The sequence below is a fragment of the Streptomyces sp. NPDC002536 genome (assembly GCF_053594995.1).
The window spans coordinates 13,845-34,766 of record NZ_JBSFWU010000007.1 but is presented as its reverse complement, the minus strand read 5'-3'; the positions used below and the strand labels follow the sequence as shown (position 1 = coordinate 34,766).

Genomic DNA, 20,922 nt, shown 5'->3' with positions numbered 1-20,922 from the left:
TCTCACCGTGAGATGACTTGTCATCCCGCTGTGGGAAAGGTGGGGCCGAGTGACATCGGTGGCACTGGTGCCGATCGAACTGCCCGAGTGGGCTTGGCAGAGAGCAGACATGCGACAGGCGCTGCGATCGCGCGACATCGGGGCCGTGCTCAGACAGGTACAGCAGTGCACCGGGGCGAGCCAGGCGCGCATCGGCACGGCCACCGGCATGGCACAGCCCCGGGTGAACGAGGTCATCAACGGACGGCGTGAGGTGTCCCGGCTCGACGTGTACGAGCGGATCGCGGACGGACTCGACATGCCGGACGCGGCGCGTCACCTGCTGGGTCTGGCCTCCGCCAGGCGGCCGCATCCGGCCGGTGTGACGTTCGAACTCGACGCGTTTCCCGAGGTTGTCCGGGTCTACCCGTCCCAGGCTGCAGCTGCGCAGGACATTCGGAGGGAAGCACAGACCGCATCAGAGCTGGACGTCCTGGCTGTGCGTGGCCTCGGCCTGCTGGGTCTCAACGACTCGCTGCTGCGGGGACTGCTCAGCCGTCCGGAGGGCATTCGGAAGAAGGTGAGAGTGTTTCTGCTTGCCCCTGACGCACCTGCCATCGCGCAACGAGCGGCCGAAATCGGAGAATCTCCGGAATCCTTGTCCAGTGGCGTGCACTTGGCGGAGTCACGGTTGCGTGAGCTTGCGGAGACATGCGAACTCGAGCTCTATCGGTACCGGATGCTCCCGACATGGCGCATCATCCGCCTCGACACCACCATGTTCGTATCTGCCTTCGATGCCGGGTGGGAAGGTCATGAATCGGCGACGTACAGGCTGGTGGAGACGTCGCAGGGTCCGCTGTACCGGGGCTTTCGACGCATGCTCGAATCCATCGCGGTCGAGGCGGTCTGCACCGCCTGAGCGGAAAGAGGTCAGCTGGTGATCGAAGCGGAGTTGAAGGTTCGCGTGCAGAACCCGGAGAACGCCTTGGACCGCCTCGGACAACGAGCCGTTGGCCGTGTCGAGGTCTACCAGGACACGTACTACGACACTGGTGATGGAACCCTCGCCGCAGAGGACCGGGAGCTGCGCCTCCGTACGGTCGAGGGGCCCGATGGCATTCGCTCGATCCTCACCTACAAGGAAGCGCGCGTCGACGACGCATCAGGGTCGAAGCCCGAGCATGAGACTCGCGTAGATGCCCCGGAAGCGGTCGATGCCATGCTCCGTGGCCTCGGGTACGTGGTCTCGATCGCGTTCGAAAAGCACTGCCGCAATTATGAGTTCGAGGCGTACGGCCGCCATATGCTCGCCACCCTGGTCCGGGTGCCGGAGCTCGACGGTACGTTCCTCGAGGTGGAGACCATGGCGAAGGAGGACGGGCTGAGCCCCGCGCTCGATGACGTGCGAGCTGTTCTCGCGGACCTGGGCTTTGCCGGCCACGACGTGACGACCGAGCTGTACTCAGACGCTGTCGCGGCCAAGCGCGGAAGGCCATAGTTGACCGCCGCACTCCCCGAGTGGCTCCGCCCGCCGCGCGACAGCGGTTGGGAAGCCGACGACCTCGACACCGTCCCCGGTCTTCCCCGCCATGCGGAACTCATCGACGGTGCCTTGGTCTTCAGGTCGTGCCCGCAGCGATCCTGGCACGGTCGTGTCACCCATCGCCTCGCCTCCGCCCTGGAGGACCAGACGCCGCAGGAGCACACCGTCGAGGCGCAGATGACCGTCCGGTTGAGCGTGAAAAGCCGCCCCGGGCCGGACGTCATCGCCGCGAGCGTCCCCTACGACCCCGACCGGACGTGCTTCCTGCCGGAAGAAGTCGCGCTCGTCGTCGAGGTCGTGTCCGACGAATCGCAGGAGCGCGACCGGGAGACCAAGCCGTTCAAGTACGCCCGAGCGGGCATCCCTCATTTCTGGCGCGTTGAGGAAGAGCACGGTCTTCCCGTCGTCCACTCCTACGAGCTGGACGAGACGACCCAGGCCTACGTCGCCACCGGCATCCACCGTGAACGGATCGAAACCTCTGTGCCGTTCGATATTGACATCGACCTCGTGCGACTCACCCACTGAGGTGCGCACGCCCTAACAGGCCTGCTTCACCGACGAGATCTGCATCTCCGGTGAGAAGTCGACGAGCCGGCCCGGCATCAGTACCAGGAAGGAGCCCGTGGTGAACCCGAGCTGTGCGAGTGTGTGGGTGTTGTTCTCCACCGCCCTTGCCGGGAAGGGCGGGTCGAAGGTCCTGCCTTCGCACTGCGGGATCGGCAAGGGTTCGGGGATGCCGATCCCACTGTAATAGAGGCAGAGGTTCCCTTCGGGGCACAGGTCCGACGCCGGAGCCGCCGCGCTTGCGAAGGTGCTCGTGAGGGCAGCGGCCGCGGCGAGCGTCAGCGTGGTCAGCACTGCGGCGGTGCGTCTGCGTGCTTTCATGGCCGGCCTCCTTGCCGATCCGGTCGCGTACTGTTCGCCATTGCTTATTGAGGGGCCAACCAGGCACGGTGTAAAGGTCGTTGCCGGTCAACGGTCCCGGGCAAGCCGTGGCCGTCAAGGCCGTCGGCCCAGCCGTCACCTCTGCCGACGGGCGAGGCTGCTGGCGCCCCGTTTGGCGTTCCCTGCCCCTTCCGCAGCCGCAGTGTCTCGGCGGACGTCCGGCAAAGGCCCTGTTCACGGGTCGTCTGCACGCGCAACCTTCGAGCATGGGGGGTTGTTGCTGCGTATGCCGCACGCAGGGCGCAGAGGTCACGGAGCGAAAGCGAGGCTGCGGGCCGCTCTGCTCGGAGTGCTGGACCGGAGTCCGGCGCTCCTTGTACTTTACGCGGGCGATACGCGAAGGGGCCACGGCTCCTTGGCCGGATGATCCGCCGGTCTGTTCCACATGCGGCCTGCGGCAGGATCGGTTCGAGACCTGGTACGGATGGTGGATCTTCCTTGAGCCCGTCCTTCTGCATGTCAACCTCGTGCCCGTAGAACTCCGCTGGACCGTCGACTCCGAGGAGCGCGCCGTCAACTGGGCCTGTGCGGACTCCGAATGTCACATCCCTCATGACGCAGTCTGTGGTCGTGCGGACTCACCGGTACATGTGGGCACAGAGATTCTCGAAATCTGGGAAATGAATCGCCGGGCCGCTGCTCCCGGCGCCTGACCAGCGTCGGCAGCATGACTGTGCCCGTCGCCACCGGCATCCGCGCACATCCGCGTCCGTGCCGTCGTCCCGGTACCGCAGCGCCCCGTCAGGGGCGCGGGGAACTGCGCGACCAGCCACGACGCGCCCGCAGCCGAGGTTCTCGGGGCTCCGCCCCGGACCCTGGAGACACTCGGCTGCAGGCCGTCGGCGGCTGGGCGCGCAGTTCCCCGCGCCCCTGACGGGGCGCACCGCACCGATGAGCGAAGATCCGCCGGACAGGCTCTACCCGTTCACCTCCGCCAGCACCCGCAACGTCCCCCGGTCCGGTGCCACCACCAGCAGGTCCGTCACCGGGCCCCGGCGCCAGGACTCCAGGCGTTCCGCGATCCGTTCCCGTGGGCCCACCAGGGAGATCTCGTCCGCGAAGGCATCCGGTACGGCCGTCACCGCCTCCGCCCGGCGGCCCTCCGCGAACAACTCCCGTACCCGGTGGGCCGCTTCCTCGAAGCCCATGCGGGCCATCAGCTCCGCATGGAAGTTGCGGCTCGCGTGTCCCATGCCGCCCACGTAGAACGCCAGCATCGCCTTGACCGGCAGCAGGCCCTCGGCCACGTCCGCGCACACCTGCGCCCGTACCATCGGCGCCACCATGAACCCCGCGGGCGCGGTCGCCAGGGCGTCCCCGTACAGAGCGTCGGCCCGTGTCGGGGACCAGTACAGCGGGAGCCAGCCGTCCGCGATGCGGGTCGTCTGTGCGACGTTCTTCGGGCCCTCCGCCCCCAGCAGCACCGGCGGGAGGCCGCGCCGCAGGGGGTGGGTGATCGAGCGGAGCGGCTTGCCGAGGCCCGTGCCGTCCGGGCCCTGGTACGGGTGCCGGTGGAAGCGGCCGTTCAGGACCACCGGGCCCTGGCGGAGCAGGACTTGGCGGACGACGTCCACGTACTCCCGCGTCGCCGTCAACGGGCTTGCGGGGAACGGGCGTCCGTACCAGCCCTCCACCACCTGCGGGCCCGACAGGCCCAGGCCGAGCAGCAGGCGCCCGCCGGACAGGTGGTCGAGGGTGAGGGCGTGCATGGCCGTGGCCGTGGGGGTGCGGGCCGCCATCTGGGCCACCGCGGTGCCCAGCCGGATGTGGCGCGTCCGGGCCGCGATCCAGGTCAGCGGGGTGAAGGCGTCGGAGCCCCAGGACTCGGCGGTCCACACGGAGTGGTAGCCGAGCTGCTCGGCGTGGCGGGCGAGTTCGAGGTGGCGGGGGTCGGGGCGGCGGCCCCAGTAGCCGAGCGCGAGGCCGAGTCGCATGGGAGCTCCTCCCGGGCGGCGGCAGGGAACTGACGGTACGTCAGGCAGGCGGCCCGGGACAAGACAGCGGCCCGCCGGCCGGAGCCGGCGGGCCGCTGCCCTGGAGAGGTGGAGGAACGGTCAGCCGCGCTGGATGCCCGTCGTGTCCTGCAGGACGCCGCGCCGGCCGTCCTGCGTCTGCGCCACGAGCGCCTGGCCGCGCTGGTCGACCGCCAGGTACCAGGTACCGGGCGCCAGCTCGGCGATCGGCGTGGGCGAGCCGTCCTCCGCGTAGAGGGGACGGTTCACCGGCACCGCGAACCAGAACGGGGCGAAGTCCGCGGGCGCGGCAGCCGCCGGCTGCGGAGCCGCGGCGGCGGCACCGGCACCCATGCCCTCGGCGGCCGGGGCCGCCGCGTCGTGCCCGCCGATCGGCGGCTGGACCCGCGTCTCACCGGACTGCGCCGCACCGTACGGCTGCTGGGGCTGCGCACCGTACGGGGACGGCGCACCCGCGCCGGGCTGCTGCTGCACGGCACCCGGACCCGGGTAGCCGTAACCCTGCTGCGGGGCCATGCCGTACGGGCCCGGCACCGGCTGCGGCGCGGACGGGGCCGGCATCAGCGGGGCCTTCAGGGCCGGGGTACGCGGGGTGAGCAGGGCGATCGCCGCCAGCACCAGGTTGGCGATCAGCGCCAGGATCTGGCCGGTTCCGGGGGAGATGCGGTCGCTGGACGGCCCGCCGAAGATCGTCCACAGCGAGGACCACGCGGCGAACACGGCCAGCGCGCTGCCCCACTGGTCCAGGCTCAGGCCCACGAGCTTGCGGCCCTCGGGCTGGAAACGGGAGGCGACGATGAGAGCAGCGGCGATGATTCCGGCGAGGAAGATCGACGGCAGCGCAGGGAAGTAATCGGGCTTCCAGCCGTTCGGCTCGCTGGGGCAGCCGATCGTGGCCGATCCACAGTCGAACGAGTAGAAGCTGAGAAACGAGGCGATGAACAGCAACACCGCTGCTCCGATCACCCCGCCGTCACCTCGAGTGAGGGAGCGGATGTTCACCTAAAATCCTTTGTCAGTGCTGTCAGTAATCGTCGCTCGGGGGTGGCGGCCCCCCATCGTACGGGTGAACCTATCGCCCGGTCGCCCGGGGCGCCCGGTTCGTATCACCCTCGTGACACGCCTGTGGCCTGCTGCTCTTACCCGTGCAGAAAGTCCGTGATGCCGTCCGCGATCCCTTGCGCCGCTTTCTCGCGCCATGATCCGTCGGTGAGCAGAGCGGCATCCTGCGAGTCGCGCATATTGCCGCATTCGATAAAAACCTTCGGAATGGTGGACAGGTTGAGACCGCCGAGGTCACTGCGCGTATCCAGTCCCGTACCGCCGCCGATGTAGTTGGAGGGCGCGCTTCCGGTCGCCCGGACGAAATTGCCCGCAATCCGTGCGCCCAGCTCCTTGGAGGGCGCCACGATGGCCGAGTTGTCGACGCTCCCGGCGTGGACGGCTGCGGGCAGGATCACATGGAAACCGCGGTCGCCGGCCGCGGCGCCGTCGGCGTGGATCGAGACGGCCGCGTCGCCGTGCGCCTTGTTGCCGATCTCGGCGCGCTCGGTCACGCACGGCCCGTACGGCCGGTCGCCGTCGTGGGTGAGGACGACGGTGGCCCCGCGGCCCTGGAGGATCGTGCGGAGGCGGTGGGCGACGTCGAGGCTGAAGGTGGCTTCCGCGTAACCGGAGTTGGTGGAGGTGCCGGTGGTGTCGCACTCCTTGTGCCCGTTGCCGACGTCGACCTGGCGGTCGATCTCCGCGGGGTGATCCTGGTTGTGGATGTTGTGGCCGGGGTCGATGACGACGGTCCTGCCCTTGAGGGGCCCGTCGGCGGCGGGTGTCGCCGCCGACGCGGTCGTCGGGGACGGGGCGGCGGACGACGGCTCCTGCCGTTCCGACGGCTTGGGCCTGGACGCGACCGAGGCGCCGCCCGTCGGAACGGAGGGCGCCGCGGAGCCGGGACCGGCCTTGGCCGGGCTGTCCGAGCAGCCCGCGAGGCCGAGGGACAGCAGGGTCACGGTCAGGGCCGGGAACACGACAGCGGGGCGGCGCATACGACTCGACACCCCCGCGATGCTAGGCGCTCCGCCGGGAGCGCGGTACTGCGGCTGCAGGTCCGTTGAGGCTGGTCGCGCAGTTCCCCGCGCCCCTTACGCCCCTTACGGGGCGCACAGGTTCAGATCCCGGTGCCCGAGCGCTGCAGAACGCGAAGCGAGTGCGTCACCGAGATCTCGGTGAACGCCCCGGACTCCAGGGCCCGGAGATACACGCGGTACGGTGCCTGCCCGCCGTCCGCGGGGTCGGGGAAGACGTCGTGGACGACGAGCAGCCCGCCCGGCGCCACGTGCGGGGCCCACCCCTCGTAATCGGCGGTGGCGTGCTCGTCGGTGTGCCCGCCGTCGATGAACACCAGCCCCAGCGGCGCCCGCCAGAGCGCGGCCACCCGGGGCGACCGCCCGACCATCGCGACGACGTGCTCCTCCAGCCCGGCCCGGTGCAGGGTGCGGCGGAACGTCGGGAGCGTGTCCATCAGGCCCACGCCCTCGTCGCCACCGTCGACGAGGGAGGCGTCGTGGTACTCCCACCCCGGCTGCTGCTCCTCGCTGCCGCGGTGGTGGTCGACGGTCACGGCCGTCGTCCCCGCCTCGCGCGCGGCGGCGGCGAGCAGGATGGTGGACCGCCCGCAGTAGGTGCCGACTTCGAGCAGCGGCAGCCCGAGGCCTGCGGCCTGCTCGGCGGCGGCGTAGAGGGCGAGGCCCTCGTCGACGGGCATGAAACCCTTTGCTGCCTCGAAGGCGGCGAGTATGTCGGGCTTGGGCGGCATGGTGGTTGCGTCCTTTGCGCGGGTGGGTGTGGCTCGTGACACTTTAAGTGCGGGCTGTTCGTGGCTGGTCGCGCAGTTCCCCGCGCCCCTTACGGGGCTCACAGCCACCCGTTCTGGCGGGCCGCCCGCACCGCCTCCATGCGGTTGCGGGTCTGCGTCTTGCCGATCGCCGCCGACAGGTAGTTCCGCACCGTCGCCGGCGAGAGGTGCACCTTCGCCGCGATGTCGGCCACCGTCGCACCGTCCACCGCCGCGGCCAGGACGTCGCGTTCGCGCTGGGTGAGCGGGTTCGGGCCGGCGCTCAGGGCGGCTGCCGCGAGGGCCGGGTCGATGACGCGCTCGCCGGCCAGGGCACGGCGGATCGCCGCCGCGAGGTCCTCCACGGGGCCGTCCTTGACCAGGAAGCCGGAGGCGCCCGCCTCCATCGCGCGGCGGAGGTAGCCGGGGCGGCCGAAGGTGGTGAGTATCAGGACGCGGCACCCGGGGAGCCGCGTGCGCAGATCGGCGGCGGCGTCCAGGCCGCTGCGGCCGGGGAGTTCGATGTCGAGCAGGGCGACGTCGGGGCGGGCGTCGAGGGCCGCGGGAAGGATCTCGTCGCCGTTGCCCACCTGGGCCACGACCTCGATGTCCTCCTCCAGGCCGAGCAGCAGCGCCAGCGCTCCTCTCATCATGCCCTGGTCCTCCGCCAGCAGTACCTTGATCATGCCGCGCGTCCCTCTTCCTCGTCGTCCACGGGCAGTTCGGCCACGAGCCGGAAGCCGCGCTTGCTGTGGGGGCCGGTGGTCAGGGAGCCGCCGGCGGCGGCCAGGCGCTCGGTCAGGCCCTTCAGGCCCGTACCACCGGTACTGCCGGCGCCCTGGTCCGAGCCTACGCCGCGGCCGTCGTCCGTGATCTCCAGGTGGACGCGGCCGGGTTCGCCCCGGACCTCGATCGCGCAGCGGGCCGCGCCGCTGTGCCGGATGACGTTGGTGACGCCCTCGCGCACCACCCACCCCAGCAGGGCCGCGGTCTGCGGCGGCAGCGGCGGGCCCGACTGGCGGATGTCCGTCGTGATGCCGGAGGCGTCCAGGCAGGAGCGGGCGCGGTCGAGTTCGGTCGCCAGGCTGCCCTCGCGGTAGCCGGTGACCGCCTCGCGGATCTCGGTGAGGGCCTGCCGGCCGACCGCCTCGATGTCCGCGGCCTGGCCGAGCGCCGCCTCCAGGTTGCGGGGCGCGAGGCGGCGCACCGCCTCGGCCTTGACGACGATGACGGACATGGTGTGGCCGAGCAGGTCGTGCAAGTCCCGCGAGAACCGCAGCCGTTCGCGCTCCACGGCCGCGTGGGCCAGCTCCTCCTGCGTGGCCTTGAGCCGGGTGACGGTCTCGAAGAAGTTCAGCAGCGTGGCCGCCACGACGCCGGACAGCGACGTGCCCCAGGCGATGGCCAGCGTGTTCTGCGGGTGGTCCTGGAACGTGGTGATCGCCCAGACCGAGAGCCCGGTCGCCGCCAACGCGCCGCCGAGCCAGGGGCCCTTGAGGCGCAGGACGACGCCCATGGCCAGGGAGAGCAGCGGGAAGCACAGCATCCAGTCGCCGCCGTAGCCGATGGTCAGCGCGTAGTTGACGACGACCAGCCCGGCCAGGGCGGCGAACGGGGTGCGGGTCTCGCGCCGGCGCTCGTCGAGACTGGTGACGATCGCGGTGACGTAGCAGGCGACGAAGGCCACCACGCCCGCGCCGGCCAGCCACGGCAGGGGCATCCTGCCCCGGAAGATGTCGATGACGTCCCCGGTGAGGGCCAGGAGCCAGGGGGTGAACGTGCGCCACGTCGGCGCGTTCATCCGCTCGATCGCCTTCATTGCTCCGCTGCTCATACCGGAGACTGTACGAAAAGGTGTGCTGAGCTGGGCAGATGTGAATGTCGACGAGGTGCCGGTGACATTTGTCCCAAAGCCGGGTGCCGGCAGGCTTCCGCCTGTTTAGAACGCGTTCTACACTGCGGGTCGTTCGTGGTTGATCGCGCAGTTCCCCGCGCCCCTTACGGGGCACGACCTGAAGGGCACCTCCGCCATGCCCATCGACCCCGTCAAGGCCGTCTCCGCCCCGCCGCAGGCGGTTCCCCTCGCCTGGGACCACAAGGACGTCCAGCTCTACCACCTCGGCATCGGCGCCGGCACCCCCGCCACCGACCCCGGCGAACTCCGCTACACCCTGGAGAGCCGGCTGCACGTGCTCCCCTCCTTCGCCACCGTCGCGGGCGGCGGCATGGCCCTCGCGGGCGGGCTCTCCGCGCCCGGCATCGACGTCGACCTCGCCGCCGTGCTGCACGGCGGGCAGAGCGTCGCGCTCCACCGGCCCATCCCGGTCCGCGGCACGGACGTCACCCAGACCTCGCGCGTCGCCGCCGTGTACGACAAGGGCAAGGCCGCCGTCATCGTCCTGCGCACGGACGCCGCCGACGCCGACGGGCCGCTGTGGACCTCCGAGGCCTCCATCTACGTCAAGGGCGAAGGCGGCTTCGGCGGCGATCGCGGGCCGCAGGCCGAGCGCCGCGAACCGCCCGCCAGGACGCCCGACTTCACCGTGAAGCGCGGTATCCGCGAGGACCAGGCCCTCCTCTACCGGCTCTCCGGCGACTGGAACCCGCTGCACGCCGACCCGGAGTTCGCCCGGCTCGCCGGCTTCGAACGCCCCATCCTGCACGGCCTGTGCTCGTACGGCATCGTCCTCAAGGCCGTCGTGGACACCGCGCTCGGCGGCGACGTCACGCGTGTACGCACGTACGCCACCCGCTTCGCGGGCGTGGCCTACCCCGGCGAGACGCTGCGGATCCGCATGTGGCGCGAGGGAGACGGCCGTATCCGGGTGACGGCCGGTGCCGTGGAGCGTGCGGACGCGTCCGTCCTCACCGACACGTTCGTCGAGCACACCTGAGCCGTACCGCCCGTACTGCTGCGAAGGGAGCACCGTCATGCGTGCCGCCGTTCAGCTCGAGACAGGCCGGGACAAGCTCGAAGTCCTCGACGACGTCGAGGCCGTGGGGTTCGGCCCCGGCAAGGTCCGGGTGAGCATCCGGGCCGCCGGGCTGTGCCACTCCGACCTCTCCGCCATGTCCGGCGTCCTGCCGCAGCCCGCCCCCTTCGTCCCCGGGCACGAGGGCGCGGGCGACGTGCTGGAGGCGGGCGAGGGCGTCACCTCCGTCAAGCCCGGTGACCGGGTCCTGGTCTGCTGGCTGCCGCCGTGCGGGGACTGCAGGGCCTGCCGGCGCGGCCAGGGCCACCTGTGCCTCGCCGGCTTCATGAACTCCGCGACCCCCAACTTCCGCCGCGCCGCCCCCCGGAGCGAGGTCTTCGGCTTCGCCGGCACCGGCACCTTCGCCGAGGAGGCCGTCGTCGACGCCGGGTGCGCCGTGCCCGTCCCCGACGACGTGCCCTACGACATCGCCGCCCTGATCGGCTGCGGCGTCACCACCGGGCTCGGCGCCGCCCTCAACACCGCGCAGGTGGCGGCCGGTTCGTCGGTCGCCGTGATCGGCTGCGGCGGCGTCGGCATCTCCACGGTGCAGGGCGCGCGGCTCTCGGGTGCCGCACAGATCGTCGCCGTCGACCCGGTCGCCTCCCGCCGCGAGGCCGCGCTGCGGTTCGGCGCCACGGAGGCCGTCGTTCCCGACGAACTGCCCGGTGCCAAGGCCCGGGTCACCGGCGGCGAGGGTTTCGACTACGTCTTCGAGGTCGTCGGCTCCTCCGCCACCGCCCGCACCGCCTACGAGACGACCCGCCGCGGCGGCACGCTGTGCGTGGTCGGGGCGGGGGCGATGGACGACAACCTGCAGATCAACATGTTCGAGCTGTTCTTCGACGAGAAGCGGATCCTGCCCTCGCTGTACGGCGGCGGGGACGTGCTGCGCTCCTACGAACGGGCCATCGCCCTCTGGCGGGCGGGCCGCATCGACCTCGCGGGTCTGATCACCCACCGCGTCCCGCTCGCGGGCGTCAACGACGCCGTCGAGCAGATGCGGACGGGGCAGGCGCTGCGCACCTGCATCGAGTTGTGAAGGGGGCCGCCATGAAGCCCGTCAACCCCCGGCCGCTGCAGGGCCGGACCGCGATCGTCACCGGCGCCGGGCGCGGCCTCGGCCGGGCCGAGGCGCTGGAGCTGGCCCGGCTCGGCGCCGCCGTGGTCGTCAACGACTACGGGCAGGAGAGCCACAACGGCACCGGCGCGGCGTCCGCCGGGCCCGCCGAGTCCGTCGCCGAGGAGATCCGCGTGGCGGGCGGGCGGGCCGTGGCCCACCTCGGCGACGTCGCCGACTTCGAGCAGGCCCGCGACCTCGTGCGGCTCGCCCTCGACAGCTTCGGCGGCTCGCTCGACATCCTCGTGAACAACGCGGGCATCCTGCGCGACCGAATGGTCTTCTCGATGTCCGAGGAGGAGTGGGACGCGGTCATCCGCGTCCATCTGAAAGGGCACTTCACCACCACGCGCTTCGCCGCCGCGCACTGGCGGGAACGGGCCAAGGCCACCGGCCGCCCGGTCTACGGGCGGATCGTCAACACCTCCTCGGAGGCGTTCCTCGCCGGCTCGGCCGGGCAGCCCAACTATGCGGCCGCCAAGGGCGGGATCGTCGGGCTGACGACGTCGACGGCCGAGGCGCTGCGCAAGTACGGGGTCACGGCGAACGTCATCTGCCCGCGGGCCCGGACCCGGATGACCGCGGACGTCTTCGCCGGGACCGGAGAGCCGGGGAAGACGGGGGAGGACGGCGCATTGGATCCGCTGGCGCCGGAGCACGTCGCTCCGCTCGTGGCCTACCTCGCCTCGCCGGGCGCGGCGCAGGTGAGCGGTCAGGTCTTCGTCGTGCACGGCGGGATGGTGGCCGTGGTCGAACGGCCCCGGGTGGCCGCGCAGTTCGACGCGGAGGACGGGGCGTTCAGCGTCGCGGAGCTGGAGTCCGTGCTCGGTCCGTACTACGCGGGGCGGCCGCCGCACGAGACGTTCGCGGCGGTCGAGGTGCTGGGACTGCACAAAGGCCGACCGGCCGCCGGATGAGCCCGGCGGCCGGTCGGATGCGGTGGCGCTGCGCTCAGGCCGCCGCCTGTTCCGTTTCGGCGTTGCGGCGGTGCTTGCCGTGGGCGGGGGCGCGGTCGTCGTCCGAGGACGCCTGCGGACCGCGGTGCCTGCCGGTGCCGGCGGCTGCGGCCTGGGCGGACGCCCCGGGGCGCGCCTCGGTCGTGTCGGTACGGACATCGGGCATGTGGGAAGTCACTCCGTCGGATGTGGATGCGGGCTGTGCGCGTGGGGGACAGCTTCGCTTTCCGCGCGTGACCATACGTCGGCGCAGCCCCCGCCCGAGTTTAACGGGGCCTTGATCACCGGAGTCAATCGGGGCAGTGGCGTGTTGGGGCGCCCCGTAAGGGGCGCGGGGCTGTTACATCATGCGGCTCCGCCGCGTGGGCGCGACAAGCCACGGACGACCCGCACCCGTCACACAGCGGCCCCCGCGCTTACCGCGCCCTGGCCTGCGGCGCCAGCCGCAACGGCACCGGCCGCGGAGGCGTTAACGCCTCCGCCTCCTCCTCGGCGCACGCCACGTGCGCCAACCCGCACGGCACGGCCGCCGTCACGAACGGCAACCGCAGCCCCCCGTCCGCCGTCCACAGCCCCGCCCCCGTCAACCACCCCTCCGGCGCGGCCAATTGCCGCAACCGTTTCGTCACCGGCCGCCACACCCCGAGCCCGGCCGCCCCGTCACGATGGACGGCGAAGGCGACCGCACACCCCTCCGGCGAGAGCCCCTGCCCCGGCTGCGCCGCGATCGGCCGCAGCGAGACGCCGTCGGGCACCAGGCACTCGGGGAACCGCACCGGCCGTGCCGAGCCGAGGACGCCCCAGCCCAGCCGGTCCGTACCGGGTGCGTCGGACCGTACGACGAGCAGCCCGCTGTCCGGCTCGGCCAGCAGCAGCCGGTCGTTGCTCTGCTCCGTGATCTGCAGCAGCGGACTCGTCTCGCCGCCGCGCCCCAGGTCGACGACGACGGTCTTGGTCACTCCCTCCAGCTCGCGGTCCAGTGCCAGCAGCCGGCCCGAGCGGTCGAGCCAGGCGCCGCCCTCGCAGCGGCCGGGCACCGTGGCCAGCAGGTCGGGGCAGGAGGTGCTGCCGTGCACCTGCCACAGCGTGGTCGACTCGGCGCCGTGCACCAGGGCGTAGGCGGATGTGCCGTCCGGAGCGGGCGGCAGTAGCGTCAGCTGCGGGCACTCGATGGCCCCCAGCGGCAGCTCGCCGGTGCCGGGCCCGGCGGGGTAGAGCAGCGCGAGCGCGAACCGCTCGGCGACCCGGCGGCGGATGAGCACGCGGCCGTCGCTGAGCGGCAGGACCTGGCTGTCGGGCTCCTCCGGCTGCTTGCCGGGCAGCGGCACCGTGTACGGCTCGGGGCCGTCGAGCGTCCAGCGCTCCGGAAACCAGCCATCCGTCCCCCGCCCGAGGGCCAGCCACGCCGCGTACGATCCGTCCGCTGTGACCGTGAATGGCGTATGTCGTCCGTCCGTCCGGGCACCCGGTGGAATGCCGGCCGGAGCGCTCTGAGGACTGCTCTGTGGGGCACAGACCGTCATGAGAAACGTCACCTCCGGCACAGAACGTAGTTTTCGGCCCGCGATCCGAACCCTCCGGGCGGGGGTGCTTCACGCGTAAGGGTGGCTCTTGTCCGGTTCGCCTGAGGGACGAGAAGCAGGTGTGCTCTGTCTCCGGGGGGTTGGTGAGGGGAGGCACACCTCATTGGCCGGACGAGCCCCCTTGACCCGCCGCCCTCCCCGCCGCCACGACGCCGCAAAGCCTTGTGTCCGGGCAGTGAAGCCCGGGCCGGGGGACAGGTAGCCTTTCCTCCGTGCCCGCACTGTCTGAAGTCATCGCCGCCCTCGACGCTCTCTGGCCCCCGGAGCGGGCCGAGCAGTGGGACGCCGTCGGCACCGTCTGCGGCGAGCCCGATGCCCCTGTCGGCCGCGTGCTCTTCGCCGTCGACCCCGTCCAGGAGGTCGTCGACGAGGCGGTACAGCTCGGCGCCGACCTGCTCGTCACCCACCACCCGCTCTACCTGCGCGGGACGACGACGGTCGCGGCCTCCACGTTCAAGGGCCGTGCCGTGCACACGCTCATCAAGCACGACATCGCCCTGCACGTCGCGCACACCAACGCCGACCGCGCCGACCCCGGCGTCTCCGACGCCCTCGCCGGCGCCCTCGACCTGCGCGTCACCGGGCCGCTCGTGCCCGACCCGACGGACCCCGCGGGCCGCCGCGGCCTCGGCCGCATCTGCGAGCTCGACCCGCCGATGAGCCTGGCCGACTTCGCCGCGCGCGCCGCCAAGCGGCTGCCCGCCACCGCCCAGGGCATCCGCGTCGCCGGGGACCCCGCACGCACCATCCGTACGGTCGCCGTCTGCGGCGGCTCCGGCGACTCCCTCTTCACCGAGGTGCGTGCCGCCGGCGTCGACGCCTACGTCACCGCCGACCTGCGCCACCACCCCGCGTCCGAGGCGCAACAGCACAGTCCGCTCGCCCTCGTCGACGCCGCGCACTGGGCCACCGAGTGGCCCTGGACCGAGCAGGCCGCCGCCCAGCTCGACGAGATCTCCGACCGCCACGGCTGGGGCCTGCGCACCCACGTCTCGCGGACGGTCACCGACCCCTGGACCGCCCACGCGGCGTCCGCCACCGTTTCTCATCACTCCTAGGAGCCCCCAACTGAACGCCGCGCCCGCCGACCAGATCCGCCTCCTCGATCTCCAGGCCCTGGACACCCGCCTCAACCAGCTGGCCCACAAGCGCAAGAGCCTGCCCGAGCACGCCGAGATCCAGGCGCTCGAGGGCGACCTCGCCCAGCACCGCGACCTCCTCGTCGCCGCGCAGACCCAGGAGAGCGACACCGCCCGCGAGCAGGCCAAGGCCGAGCAGGACGTCGACCAGGTCCGCCAGCGCGCCGCCCGCGACCAGCAGCGCCTGGACTCCGGCGCCGGGATGTCCCCCAAGGACCTGGAGAACCTCCAGCACGAGGTGGCCTCCCTCGCCAAGCGCCAGGGCGACCTGGAGGACGTCGTCCTCGAGGTCATGGAGCGCCGCGAGGCCGCCCAGGAGCGGGTCAAGGAGCTGACCGGCCGCGTCGAGTCCGTTCAGGCCAAGGTCAACGACGCCGCCGCGCGCCGCGACGCCGCCACCGCGGCCATCGACGCCGAGGTCGCCACCGTGACCAAGGAGCGCGAGCTCGTCGCCGGCACCATCCCCGACGCGCTCCTGAAGCTCTACGACAAGCTCCGCGTCCAGCAGGGCGGCATCGGTGCGGCCCGCCTGTACCAGCGCCGCTGCGAGGGCTGCCAGCTGGAGCTCAACATCACCGAGGTCAACGAGGTCCGGGCCGCGGCCGCCGACGAGGTCGTGCGGTGCGAGAACTGCCGCCGGATCCTGGTCCGTACGCCCGAGTCGGGCCTGTAGGCCCGCGGTGGCCCATCGCTTCATCGTCGAAGCGGACGGCGGCTCCCGGGGCAACCCGGGTCCCGCCGGCTACGGCGCCGTCGTCCTGGACGCGGCGACGGGCGAGGCTCTCGCGGAGGCCGCCGAGTACATCGGCACGGCGACCAACAACGTCGCCGAGTACCGCGGCCTGATCGCCGGGCTGGAGGCGGCCCGGGCCATCGACCCGGACGCCGAGATCGCGGTCCGGATGGACTCCAAGCTCGTCGTCGAGCAGATGTCCGGCCGCTGGAAGATCAAGCACCCGGACATGCGGCCGCTCGCCGCCCGGGCACAGACCGTCTTCCCGCCGGACCAGGTCACTTACGAGTGGATCCCGCGCGAGCGGAACAAGCACGCGGACCGGCTGGCCAACGAGGCCATGGACGCCGGCAAGCGGGGCGAGCAGTGGGAGCCGGGGGCCGCTGCTCCCGAGCCTGTTGCGGCTGCGGCTGCCGCTGCCGCTGCCGTTGCCGGGCAGCCCAAGGCCGCGCCCGTGGGGTGGGCCGCGCCCGCCGACCTCGGGGCGCCGACGACGTTCGTCCTGCTGCGGCACGGCGAGACGGCGCTGACCCCGCAGAAACGGTTCTCGGGGAGCGGCGGCAGCGACCCCGAACTGTCGCCCGCCGGCCGCCGCCAGGCGGACGCGGTGGCCGCCGCGCTCGCGGCCCGGGGCACCATCCAGGCCGTCGTCACCTCACCGCTGCGCCGCTGCCGCGAGACGGCCGCCACGGTGGCGGCCCGGCTCGGCCTGGAGGTCCGGGCCGAAGAGGGCCTGCGCGAAACGGACTTCGGCGCCTGGGAGGGGCTGACCTTCGCCGAGGTGCGCGAGCGTCACCCCGCGGACCTGGACGCCTGGCTCGCCTCCACGAAGGCGGCACCCACGGGCGGCGGCGAGAGCTTCGCCGCGGTGGCGCGACGGGTGTCCCAGGCCCGGGACCGGCTGCTGGAGCAGTACGCGGGGCGCACGGTGCTGCTGGTGTCGCACGTGACGCCGGTGAAGACACTGGTGCGGCTTGCGCTGGGCGCGCCGCCCGAGTCGCTGTTCCGCATGGAGCTGTCGGCGGCGTCGCTGAGTGCGGTGGCGTATTACGCGGACGGCAATGCGAGTTTGCGGTTGCTGAACGATACGGGGCATCTGCGGTAGGTCGGGTGCGGGTCGTTTGTGGCTGGTCGCGCAGTTCCCCGCGCCCCTTCGGGGCGCCCCCCTACGGGGCGCGGCGGGCTCTTGCCGCAAGTACCTTGTCCAGCAGCGCAATCGCCCGTAGGCGCTGCGCCTCCCGCTGCTCGATTTCCCCTGCACTCTCGCCGGTTGCCGCGACCCTGGGGCAGGACGGGCACTGCCAGCGGTCGGGAGTCCCGACGGCCGGCGGGTCCATCGCCACGTCGCACTGCGGACACCGCACGGTGATCCCCTCCACGTGCCCGCACGACGCGCACACCCACACCGGCCCCTCCGCGTCCTGCTGCCGCCACGCCGTCCGCCGGCACTGGGGGCAGCCGGTGGTGGCGATCCCGGCCCGGCTCATGACCGGGGGTTCGGGGGTGGAGTCGGCGTACTCGATGATCCGCGCCCGGACGCGGTCGTCCGTCGTATTGGCCATCCGCAGCAGGTGGGCGACCCGCGAACGCGCTTCGTCAACGAAATCGTTCATGGCGGTCAGCAGGCTACCGCGCCGGGTCGCCGCAACTGTGCGGCTTCCCGCGCGAGTTCCGTGACGCGCCCCCAGTCGCCCGAGCGCACCGCCTCCGGGGGCGCCATCCACGTACCGCCCACGCAGCCCACGTTGGGCAGGGCCAGGTAGTCGCGGGCGGCACCGGGCCCGATGCCGCCCGTGGGGCAGAACCGGGCGGTCGGCAGGGGCGCGGCCAGGGACTTCAGATACGGTGCCCCGCCCGCCGCCTCCGCCGGGAAGAACTTCATCTCCCGCACGCCGCGCTCCAGCAGCGCCAGTACCTCCGACGCCGTGGAGACCCCCGGCAGGAACGGCACCCCCGAGGCCCGCATGGCGTCCAGCAGCCGCTCCGTCCACCCGGGGCTGACCAGGAAGCGGGCGCCGGCCTGCACCGCGGCCTCCGCCTGGGCGGGCCGCAGCACGGTCCCCGCGCCGACCACCGCCTCGGGGACCTCCTCCGCGACGGCCCGGATCGCCGTCAGGGCGGCATGCGTGCGCAGCGTCACCTCGATCGCCGGCAGCCCGCCCGCGACCAGGGCCCGCGCCAGCGGCACGGCCCTGGACACGTCGTCGATCACCACGACGGGGAGCACGGGGGCCAGGTCGAGTACGGTCACGGCGGTCATCCTGCCGCCGGGTCTCACCCGTCGCAACGGCCGTTGCACAGGGTGCAACGGCATGCGCTAGAGCTCGGACACCACCACGTCGAGCGCCCAGGGCCTGCCGCCCTTCGCGGGCCGGGTGTCGCCCTCCACCGCGTACCCCAAGTCGCGCAGGGCCACGGCCAGTTCGGCCGGGTCCGAGGGCTGTGCGCCGGCCGTCAGCAGGTCCCGCACCAGCCGCCCCTTGGTCGCCTTGTTGAAGTGGCTGACGACCGACCGCTTCTCCACGCCGTTCACGGTCTTCGCGTGCAGCACCCGCACCGTCGCCGTGCGCTCGGCGAGTTCGCCCTTCGGCTTCCAGGCGGCGGCGTACGCGGCGGAGCGCAGGTCGAGGACGGGCCCGTCACCCGCCACTGCAGGCATGACCTGCGCCATCGGCTCGCGCCAGTACGCGCCCAGCGCCCCCAGCGCCGGCAGCTTGACGCCCATCGAGCAGCGGTAGGAGGGGATCGCGTCGGTGATCCGCACCGCGCCCCAGAGCCCGGAGAAGACCAGCAGCGACTTCTCGGCCGCCCTGCGGGCCGGGCCGTCGAGGGTGGCGAGCCCGAGCGCGTCGTAGAGCACGCCGGTGTAGATCTCCCCGGCGGGCCGGGTCCCGGCCGTGCGCAGCCCGGCGTTCTTGGCGACCTCGCCGCGCAGACCGGCGCTCAGCCCCAGTACCTCGGCCGCCTTCTCCTCGTCGCCCGAGCACAGCTCGACCAGCTCCGCGAGCACGGCCTCCCGGGCCTCCGTGAGCCCCGGCAGCGACAACGACCCCACCGTCAGCGCGGCACCGGCGCCTCCGGTGGCCTTCCCCTCGGACGGCGGCAGCAGGACGAGCACGGCGGATCGGTCTCCTTCGGGGGTCGGGGGCGGAACCCTCCCGAGCCTAGTGCGGTCCTGGTGTGGTTCGTCCCCGCGCAGCCTGCCGGTAGCATGGTCGTCACGGCGGACGAGCCGGCCGGGCGGCCGCGTGGGATCGTTTTCGGTCCCCCGAGGAACGTCCGGGCTCCATACGGCAGGGTGGTGGGTAACGCCCACCCGGGGTGACCCGCGGGACAGTGCCACAGAAAACAGACCGCCGGAGGCCGCAAGGCGTCCGGTAAGGGTGAAACGGTGGTGTAAGAGACCACCAGCGACCGGGGTGACCCGGCCGGCTAGGTAAACCCCACCCGGAGCAAGGTCAAGAGGGGACACCCCGGTGTCCCTGCGCGGATGATCGAGGGCTGCCCGCCCGAGTCCGCGGGTAGACCGCACGAGCCTGTCGGCAACGGCAGGCCTAGATGGATGGCCGCCTCCCCGAGGGCCGCAAGGCCCCCGGGAGACAGAACCCGGCGTATAAGCCGACTCGTCCGTCGCTCATCTAGCGGCAGGCCCTCTGATCTGCAAAATCGCAGGTCAGGGGGCTTCTTGCTGTTGAGCTGCCCACCTCGCTGTTCCTGAGTGATCATGGCCGTTTCAGCCCTTTTCTGCCCGTCGTGTGGCGATGATGTGGCGGTGGGGGAGCCGTCTTCCCTCCTGGCTCAGCTGACGGTTCGCCCGCGCTCCCAAAGCTCCTCGACGTGCTCCGTGAAGCGGTCGAAGAGACCGCCTTCCTGGAGCCTGCGCAGGTGCAGCATCGGCGAATCGTGGCCGACAAGCCGGGCGAGGTGCGGTGTGACAAGGGCCTGCTCGTCGAACCGGAAGACGGACAGCCCGACGTGGTTGGTGGCGTCCTCTTCGGACGAGAAGCGCACCTCCAGGCCGGAGAGGCCGGAGAGGCCGGAGAGCTTGGCCAGCTCGTCCAGGCTGATGCGGATGCGCGTGGACACCTTGAAGGCCACATCCTCGATGGCCTCGCGCTGCCCGGTCACCCGGCCGTCGGGGTCGCCGAGCAGGAAGCGGATCCGGCAACCCGCGTCGGCCTTGGCGCGAAGTGTGGCGTGGAAAGCTGGCTGCTCGATCCAGAAAAAATAGTTCGTGTACCCGGCGAGGACGATGTCCCGCTTGCTCTCGCTGATGAGCTGCCGCCACACCGACGATGGGCATGCTGAACGGTACGGATAAGCGGAGATGATCTCTCGATCCGGGCCGGTCTTCACGACCGATCCGACTGCCTTGGGCCACAACATCGCTTCATCAACTCCCAACACACCTGACGTGTCCACACGGTTTCGCGCGTGCGGGATCAGCTCCCCATCTGCGATCCATCGTTCCACTGTCTTGGCTGACACCCCTACGCGGGTGGCTAGTTGACGGGGTGACAGTTTCTTGTCGGCCATAGCGTTGCGCAGGGCTAAGTTCAAGGGACCCTCCCCGGTCGTTTGGGCGTTTTTGACGTTACCGATGAGAAGGCCGCCACGTCCGCGGAACGTCGATGGAAACGTCCCTGAGTGCGGGCCATGCTCCGGGCATGGAGACGACCGAGGAGCCGGAGCCCAACACGGGTGAGTGTGACGCGGAACTCATCAGGAAGGTCCGCGAGGCGAACAGACGCAGTGAGGTCAGACTGTGAGCCGGGCGAGGTTCCGTCACGTGGACCACACCATCAGGGAGCACCCGGACACCGATGTCACATACGAAGCCGAGTGCCCGTGGTGTAACTGGAAGGCGATACCGGCTGATAACCCCGATCCGGTGGACGTGGAGTGCCTGAAGCACGCGGGCCAGAGCGACCACCAGGGGTTTCGGCGTATCCGCACGTCCTTCGCCCAGGTGGTGAGGCAGTCGTGATCCGCCGCGCGGTCCTCCGGTGGGCTGGGCCCATCCGGGCCGCAGCCGTGGTCGTCTCCGTCGTCCTGGTGATCCCGCTCGCGATCATCAGCGACCCGTATCACCACTGACTCCTGCCTCTCCCCGAGCGAGGCTGAGGCGCCCCTTGGCGGAGAG

Annotated in this window: 24 protein-coding genes and 1 other RNA gene; 12 read left to right on the top strand and 13 right to left on the bottom strand. The window is 71.8% G+C overall.

The window, feature by feature from the left end:
* The first annotated feature begins 49 nt into the window (after nt 1-49).
* From ACWD4B_RS04565 to ACWD4B_RS04555, 3 genes are read left to right on the top strand one after another with little or no spacing between them, the layout of a single operon-like run.
* Entirely contained in the window at nt 50-901 is an 852-nt protein-coding gene (locus ACWD4B_RS04565; RefSeq protein ID WP_451419365.1) for a helix-turn-helix domain-containing protein, read from the top strand.
* A gap of 18 nt (nt 902-919) precedes the next feature.
* Entirely contained in the window at nt 920-1,480 is a 561-nt protein-coding gene (locus ACWD4B_RS04560) for a class IV adenylate cyclase (protein ID WP_451419364.1), read from the top strand.
* Entirely contained in the window at nt 1,481-2,053 is a 573-nt protein-coding gene (locus ACWD4B_RS04555) for a Uma2 family endonuclease (protein ID WP_451419363.1), read from the top strand.
* 12 nt (nt 2,054-2,065) lie between these two features.
* Here ACWD4B_RS04555 and ACWD4B_RS04550 read toward each other — a convergent pair whose 3' ends face one another.
* The gene (locus ACWD4B_RS04550) at nt 2,066-2,413 is read right to left on the bottom strand and encodes a hypothetical protein (RefSeq protein ID WP_451419362.1); all 348 of its coding nucleotides are present in this window, start codon (nt 2,411-2,413) and stop codon (nt 2,066-2,068) included.
* Between the two features lie 266 nt (nt 2,414-2,679).
* On the opposite strand from ACWD4B_RS04550, the gene ACWD4B_RS04545 reads away from it, so the two are divergent.
* Nucleotides 2,680-3,126 carry a DUF6083 domain-containing protein gene (locus ACWD4B_RS04545; RefSeq protein WP_451419361.1) on the top strand — a complete coding sequence of 149 codons (447 nt, stop codon included), beginning with the start codon at nt 2,680-2,682 and terminating at the stop codon, nt 3,124-3,126.
* A 264-nt stretch (nt 3,127-3,390) separates the two neighbouring features.
* Here ACWD4B_RS04545 and ACWD4B_RS04540 read toward each other — a convergent pair whose 3' ends face one another.
* The 6 genes from ACWD4B_RS04540 to ACWD4B_RS04515 all read right to left on the bottom strand — a co-directional run bounded on the left by ACWD4B_RS04540 (nt 3,391) and on the right by ACWD4B_RS04515 (nt 9,110).
* Nucleotides 3,391-4,407 carry an LLM class F420-dependent oxidoreductase gene (locus ACWD4B_RS04540; protein ID WP_451419360.1) on the bottom strand — a complete coding sequence of 339 codons (1,017 nt, stop codon included), beginning with the start codon at nt 4,405-4,407 and terminating at the stop codon, nt 3,391-3,393.
* Nucleotides 4,408-4,527: 120 nt separating this feature from the next.
* On the bottom strand, nt 4,528-5,448 hold the full coding sequence (locus ACWD4B_RS04535) for a hypothetical protein (protein ID WP_451419359.1): 921 nt from the start codon (nt 5,446-5,448) through the stop codon (nt 4,528-4,530).
* Nucleotides 5,449-5,585: 137 nt separating this feature from the next.
* Nucleotides 5,586-6,488 (bottom strand): N-acetylmuramoyl-L-alanine amidase, encoded by a 903-nt coding sequence (locus ACWD4B_RS04530; RefSeq protein ID WP_451419438.1) that lies wholly within the window; start codon nt 6,486-6,488, stop codon nt 5,586-5,588.
* Nucleotides 6,489-6,610: 122 nt separating this feature from the next.
* On the bottom strand, nt 6,611-7,258 hold the full coding sequence (locus ACWD4B_RS04525; protein WP_451419358.1) for a class I SAM-dependent methyltransferase: 648 nt from the start codon (nt 7,256-7,258) through the stop codon (nt 6,611-6,613).
* Between the two features lie 98 nt (nt 7,259-7,356).
* Nucleotides 7,357-7,962 carry a response regulator transcription factor gene (locus ACWD4B_RS04520; RefSeq protein WP_451419357.1) on the bottom strand — a complete coding sequence of 202 codons (606 nt, stop codon included), beginning with the start codon at nt 7,960-7,962 and terminating at the stop codon, nt 7,357-7,359.
* The gene (locus tag ACWD4B_RS04515) at nt 7,959-9,110 is read right to left on the bottom strand and encodes a sensor histidine kinase (protein WP_451419356.1); all 1,152 of its coding nucleotides are present in this window, start codon (nt 9,108-9,110) and stop codon (nt 7,959-7,961) included. Before ACWD4B_RS04515 ends, ACWD4B_RS04520 begins: the two co-directional genes overlap by 4 nt.
* Nucleotides 9,111-9,306: 196 nt before the next feature.
* On the opposite strand from ACWD4B_RS04515, the gene ACWD4B_RS04510 reads away from it, so the two are divergent.
* From ACWD4B_RS04510 to ACWD4B_RS04500, 3 genes are read left to right on the top strand one after another with little or no spacing between them, the layout of a single operon-like run.
* Complete coding sequence (locus ACWD4B_RS04510) at nt 9,307-10,170, top strand: MaoC/PaaZ C-terminal domain-containing protein (protein ID WP_451419355.1); 864 nt, start codon at nt 9,307-9,309, stop codon at nt 10,168-10,170.
* Between the two features lie 37 nt (nt 10,171-10,207).
* Nucleotides 10,208-11,290, top strand: a complete 1,083-nt coding sequence (locus tag ACWD4B_RS04505; protein ID WP_451419354.1) for a Zn-dependent alcohol dehydrogenase — start codon at nt 10,208-10,210, stop codon at nt 11,288-11,290.
* A gap of 11 nt (nt 11,291-11,301) precedes the next feature.
* Nucleotides 11,302-12,285 (top strand): 3-oxoacyl-ACP reductase, encoded by a 984-nt coding sequence (locus ACWD4B_RS04500; RefSeq protein ID WP_451419353.1) that lies wholly within the window; start codon nt 11,302-11,304, stop codon nt 12,283-12,285.
* A gap of 34 nt (nt 12,286-12,319) precedes the next feature.
* Here ACWD4B_RS04500 and ACWD4B_RS04495 read toward each other — a convergent pair whose 3' ends face one another.
* Both ACWD4B_RS04495 and ACWD4B_RS04490 read right to left on the bottom strand, forming a co-directional pair.
* Nucleotides 12,320-12,490: a hypothetical protein gene (locus tag ACWD4B_RS04495; protein ID WP_336414665.1), complete on the bottom strand. Its 171-nt coding sequence runs from the start codon at nt 12,488-12,490 to the stop codon at nt 12,320-12,322.
* 250 nt (nt 12,491-12,740) lie between these two features.
* On the bottom strand, nt 12,741-13,652 hold the full coding sequence (locus tag ACWD4B_RS04490) for a hypothetical protein (protein WP_451419352.1): 912 nt from the start codon (nt 13,650-13,652) through the stop codon (nt 12,741-12,743).
* 467 nt (nt 13,653-14,119) lie between these two features.
* On the opposite strand from ACWD4B_RS04490, the gene ACWD4B_RS04485 reads away from it, so the two are divergent.
* Genes ACWD4B_RS04485 through ACWD4B_RS04475 form a run of 3 tightly spaced genes read left to right on the top strand, consistent with a single transcriptional unit; the run spans nt 14,120 to nt 16,884 of the window.
* On the top strand, nt 14,120-14,965 hold the full coding sequence (locus tag ACWD4B_RS04485; protein WP_451419351.1) for a Nif3-like dinuclear metal center hexameric protein: 846 nt from the start codon (nt 14,120-14,122) through the stop codon (nt 14,963-14,965).
* Between the two features lie 10 nt (nt 14,966-14,975).
* Nucleotides 14,976-15,719 carry a zinc ribbon domain-containing protein gene (locus ACWD4B_RS04480; RefSeq protein ID WP_451419437.1) on the top strand — a complete coding sequence of 248 codons (744 nt, stop codon included), beginning with the start codon at nt 14,976-14,978 and terminating at the stop codon, nt 15,717-15,719.
* A gap of 7 nt (nt 15,720-15,726) precedes the next feature.
* Nucleotides 15,727-16,884: a bifunctional RNase H/acid phosphatase gene (locus ACWD4B_RS04475; protein WP_451419350.1), complete on the top strand. Its 1,158-nt coding sequence runs from the start codon at nt 15,727-15,729 to the stop codon at nt 16,882-16,884.
* A 61-nt stretch (nt 16,885-16,945) separates the two neighbouring features.
* Here the strand turns inward: ACWD4B_RS04475 and ACWD4B_RS04470 are convergent, their stop codons facing one another.
* Genes ACWD4B_RS04470 through yaaA form a run of 3 tightly spaced genes read right to left on the bottom strand, consistent with a single transcriptional unit; the run spans nt 16,946 to nt 18,897 of the window.
* The gene (locus tag ACWD4B_RS04470) at nt 16,946-17,392 is read right to left on the bottom strand and encodes a hypothetical protein (RefSeq protein WP_451419349.1); all 447 of its coding nucleotides are present in this window, start codon (nt 17,390-17,392) and stop codon (nt 16,946-16,948) included.
* 5 nt (nt 17,393-17,397) lie between these two features.
* Nucleotides 17,398-18,039, bottom strand: coding sequence for a bifunctional 4-hydroxy-2-oxoglutarate aldolase/2-dehydro-3-deoxy-phosphogluconate aldolase (locus ACWD4B_RS04465; RefSeq protein WP_336414660.1), 642 nt, complete (start codon nt 18,037-18,039; stop codon nt 17,398-17,400).
* Nucleotides 18,040-18,096: 57 nt separating this feature from the next.
* Entirely contained in the window at nt 18,097-18,897 is an 801-nt protein-coding gene (gene yaaA / locus ACWD4B_RS04460; RefSeq protein WP_451419348.1) for a peroxide stress protein YaaA, read from the bottom strand.
* Between the two features lie 110 nt (nt 18,898-19,007).
* Between yaaA and rnpB the strand changes: the two genes are divergently transcribed.
* Nucleotides 19,008-19,409: RNase P RNA component class A (gene rnpB / locus ACWD4B_RS04455), an RNA gene on the top strand.
* Nucleotides 19,410-19,577: 168 nt separating this feature from the next.
* Here rnpB and ACWD4B_RS04450 read toward each other — a convergent pair.
* A complete protein-coding gene (locus ACWD4B_RS04450; RefSeq protein ID WP_451419347.1) occupies nt 19,578-20,339 on the bottom strand; it encodes an XRE family transcriptional regulator in 762 nt (253 codons plus the stop codon).
* Between the two features lie 205 nt (nt 20,340-20,544).
* On the opposite strand from ACWD4B_RS04450, the gene ACWD4B_RS04445 reads away from it, so the two are divergent.
* A complete protein-coding gene (locus tag ACWD4B_RS04445) occupies nt 20,545-20,766 on the top strand; it encodes a DUF7848 domain-containing protein (RefSeq protein WP_451419346.1) in 222 nt (73 codons plus the stop codon).
* The last annotated feature ends 156 nt before the right edge of the window (nt 20,767-20,922 follow it).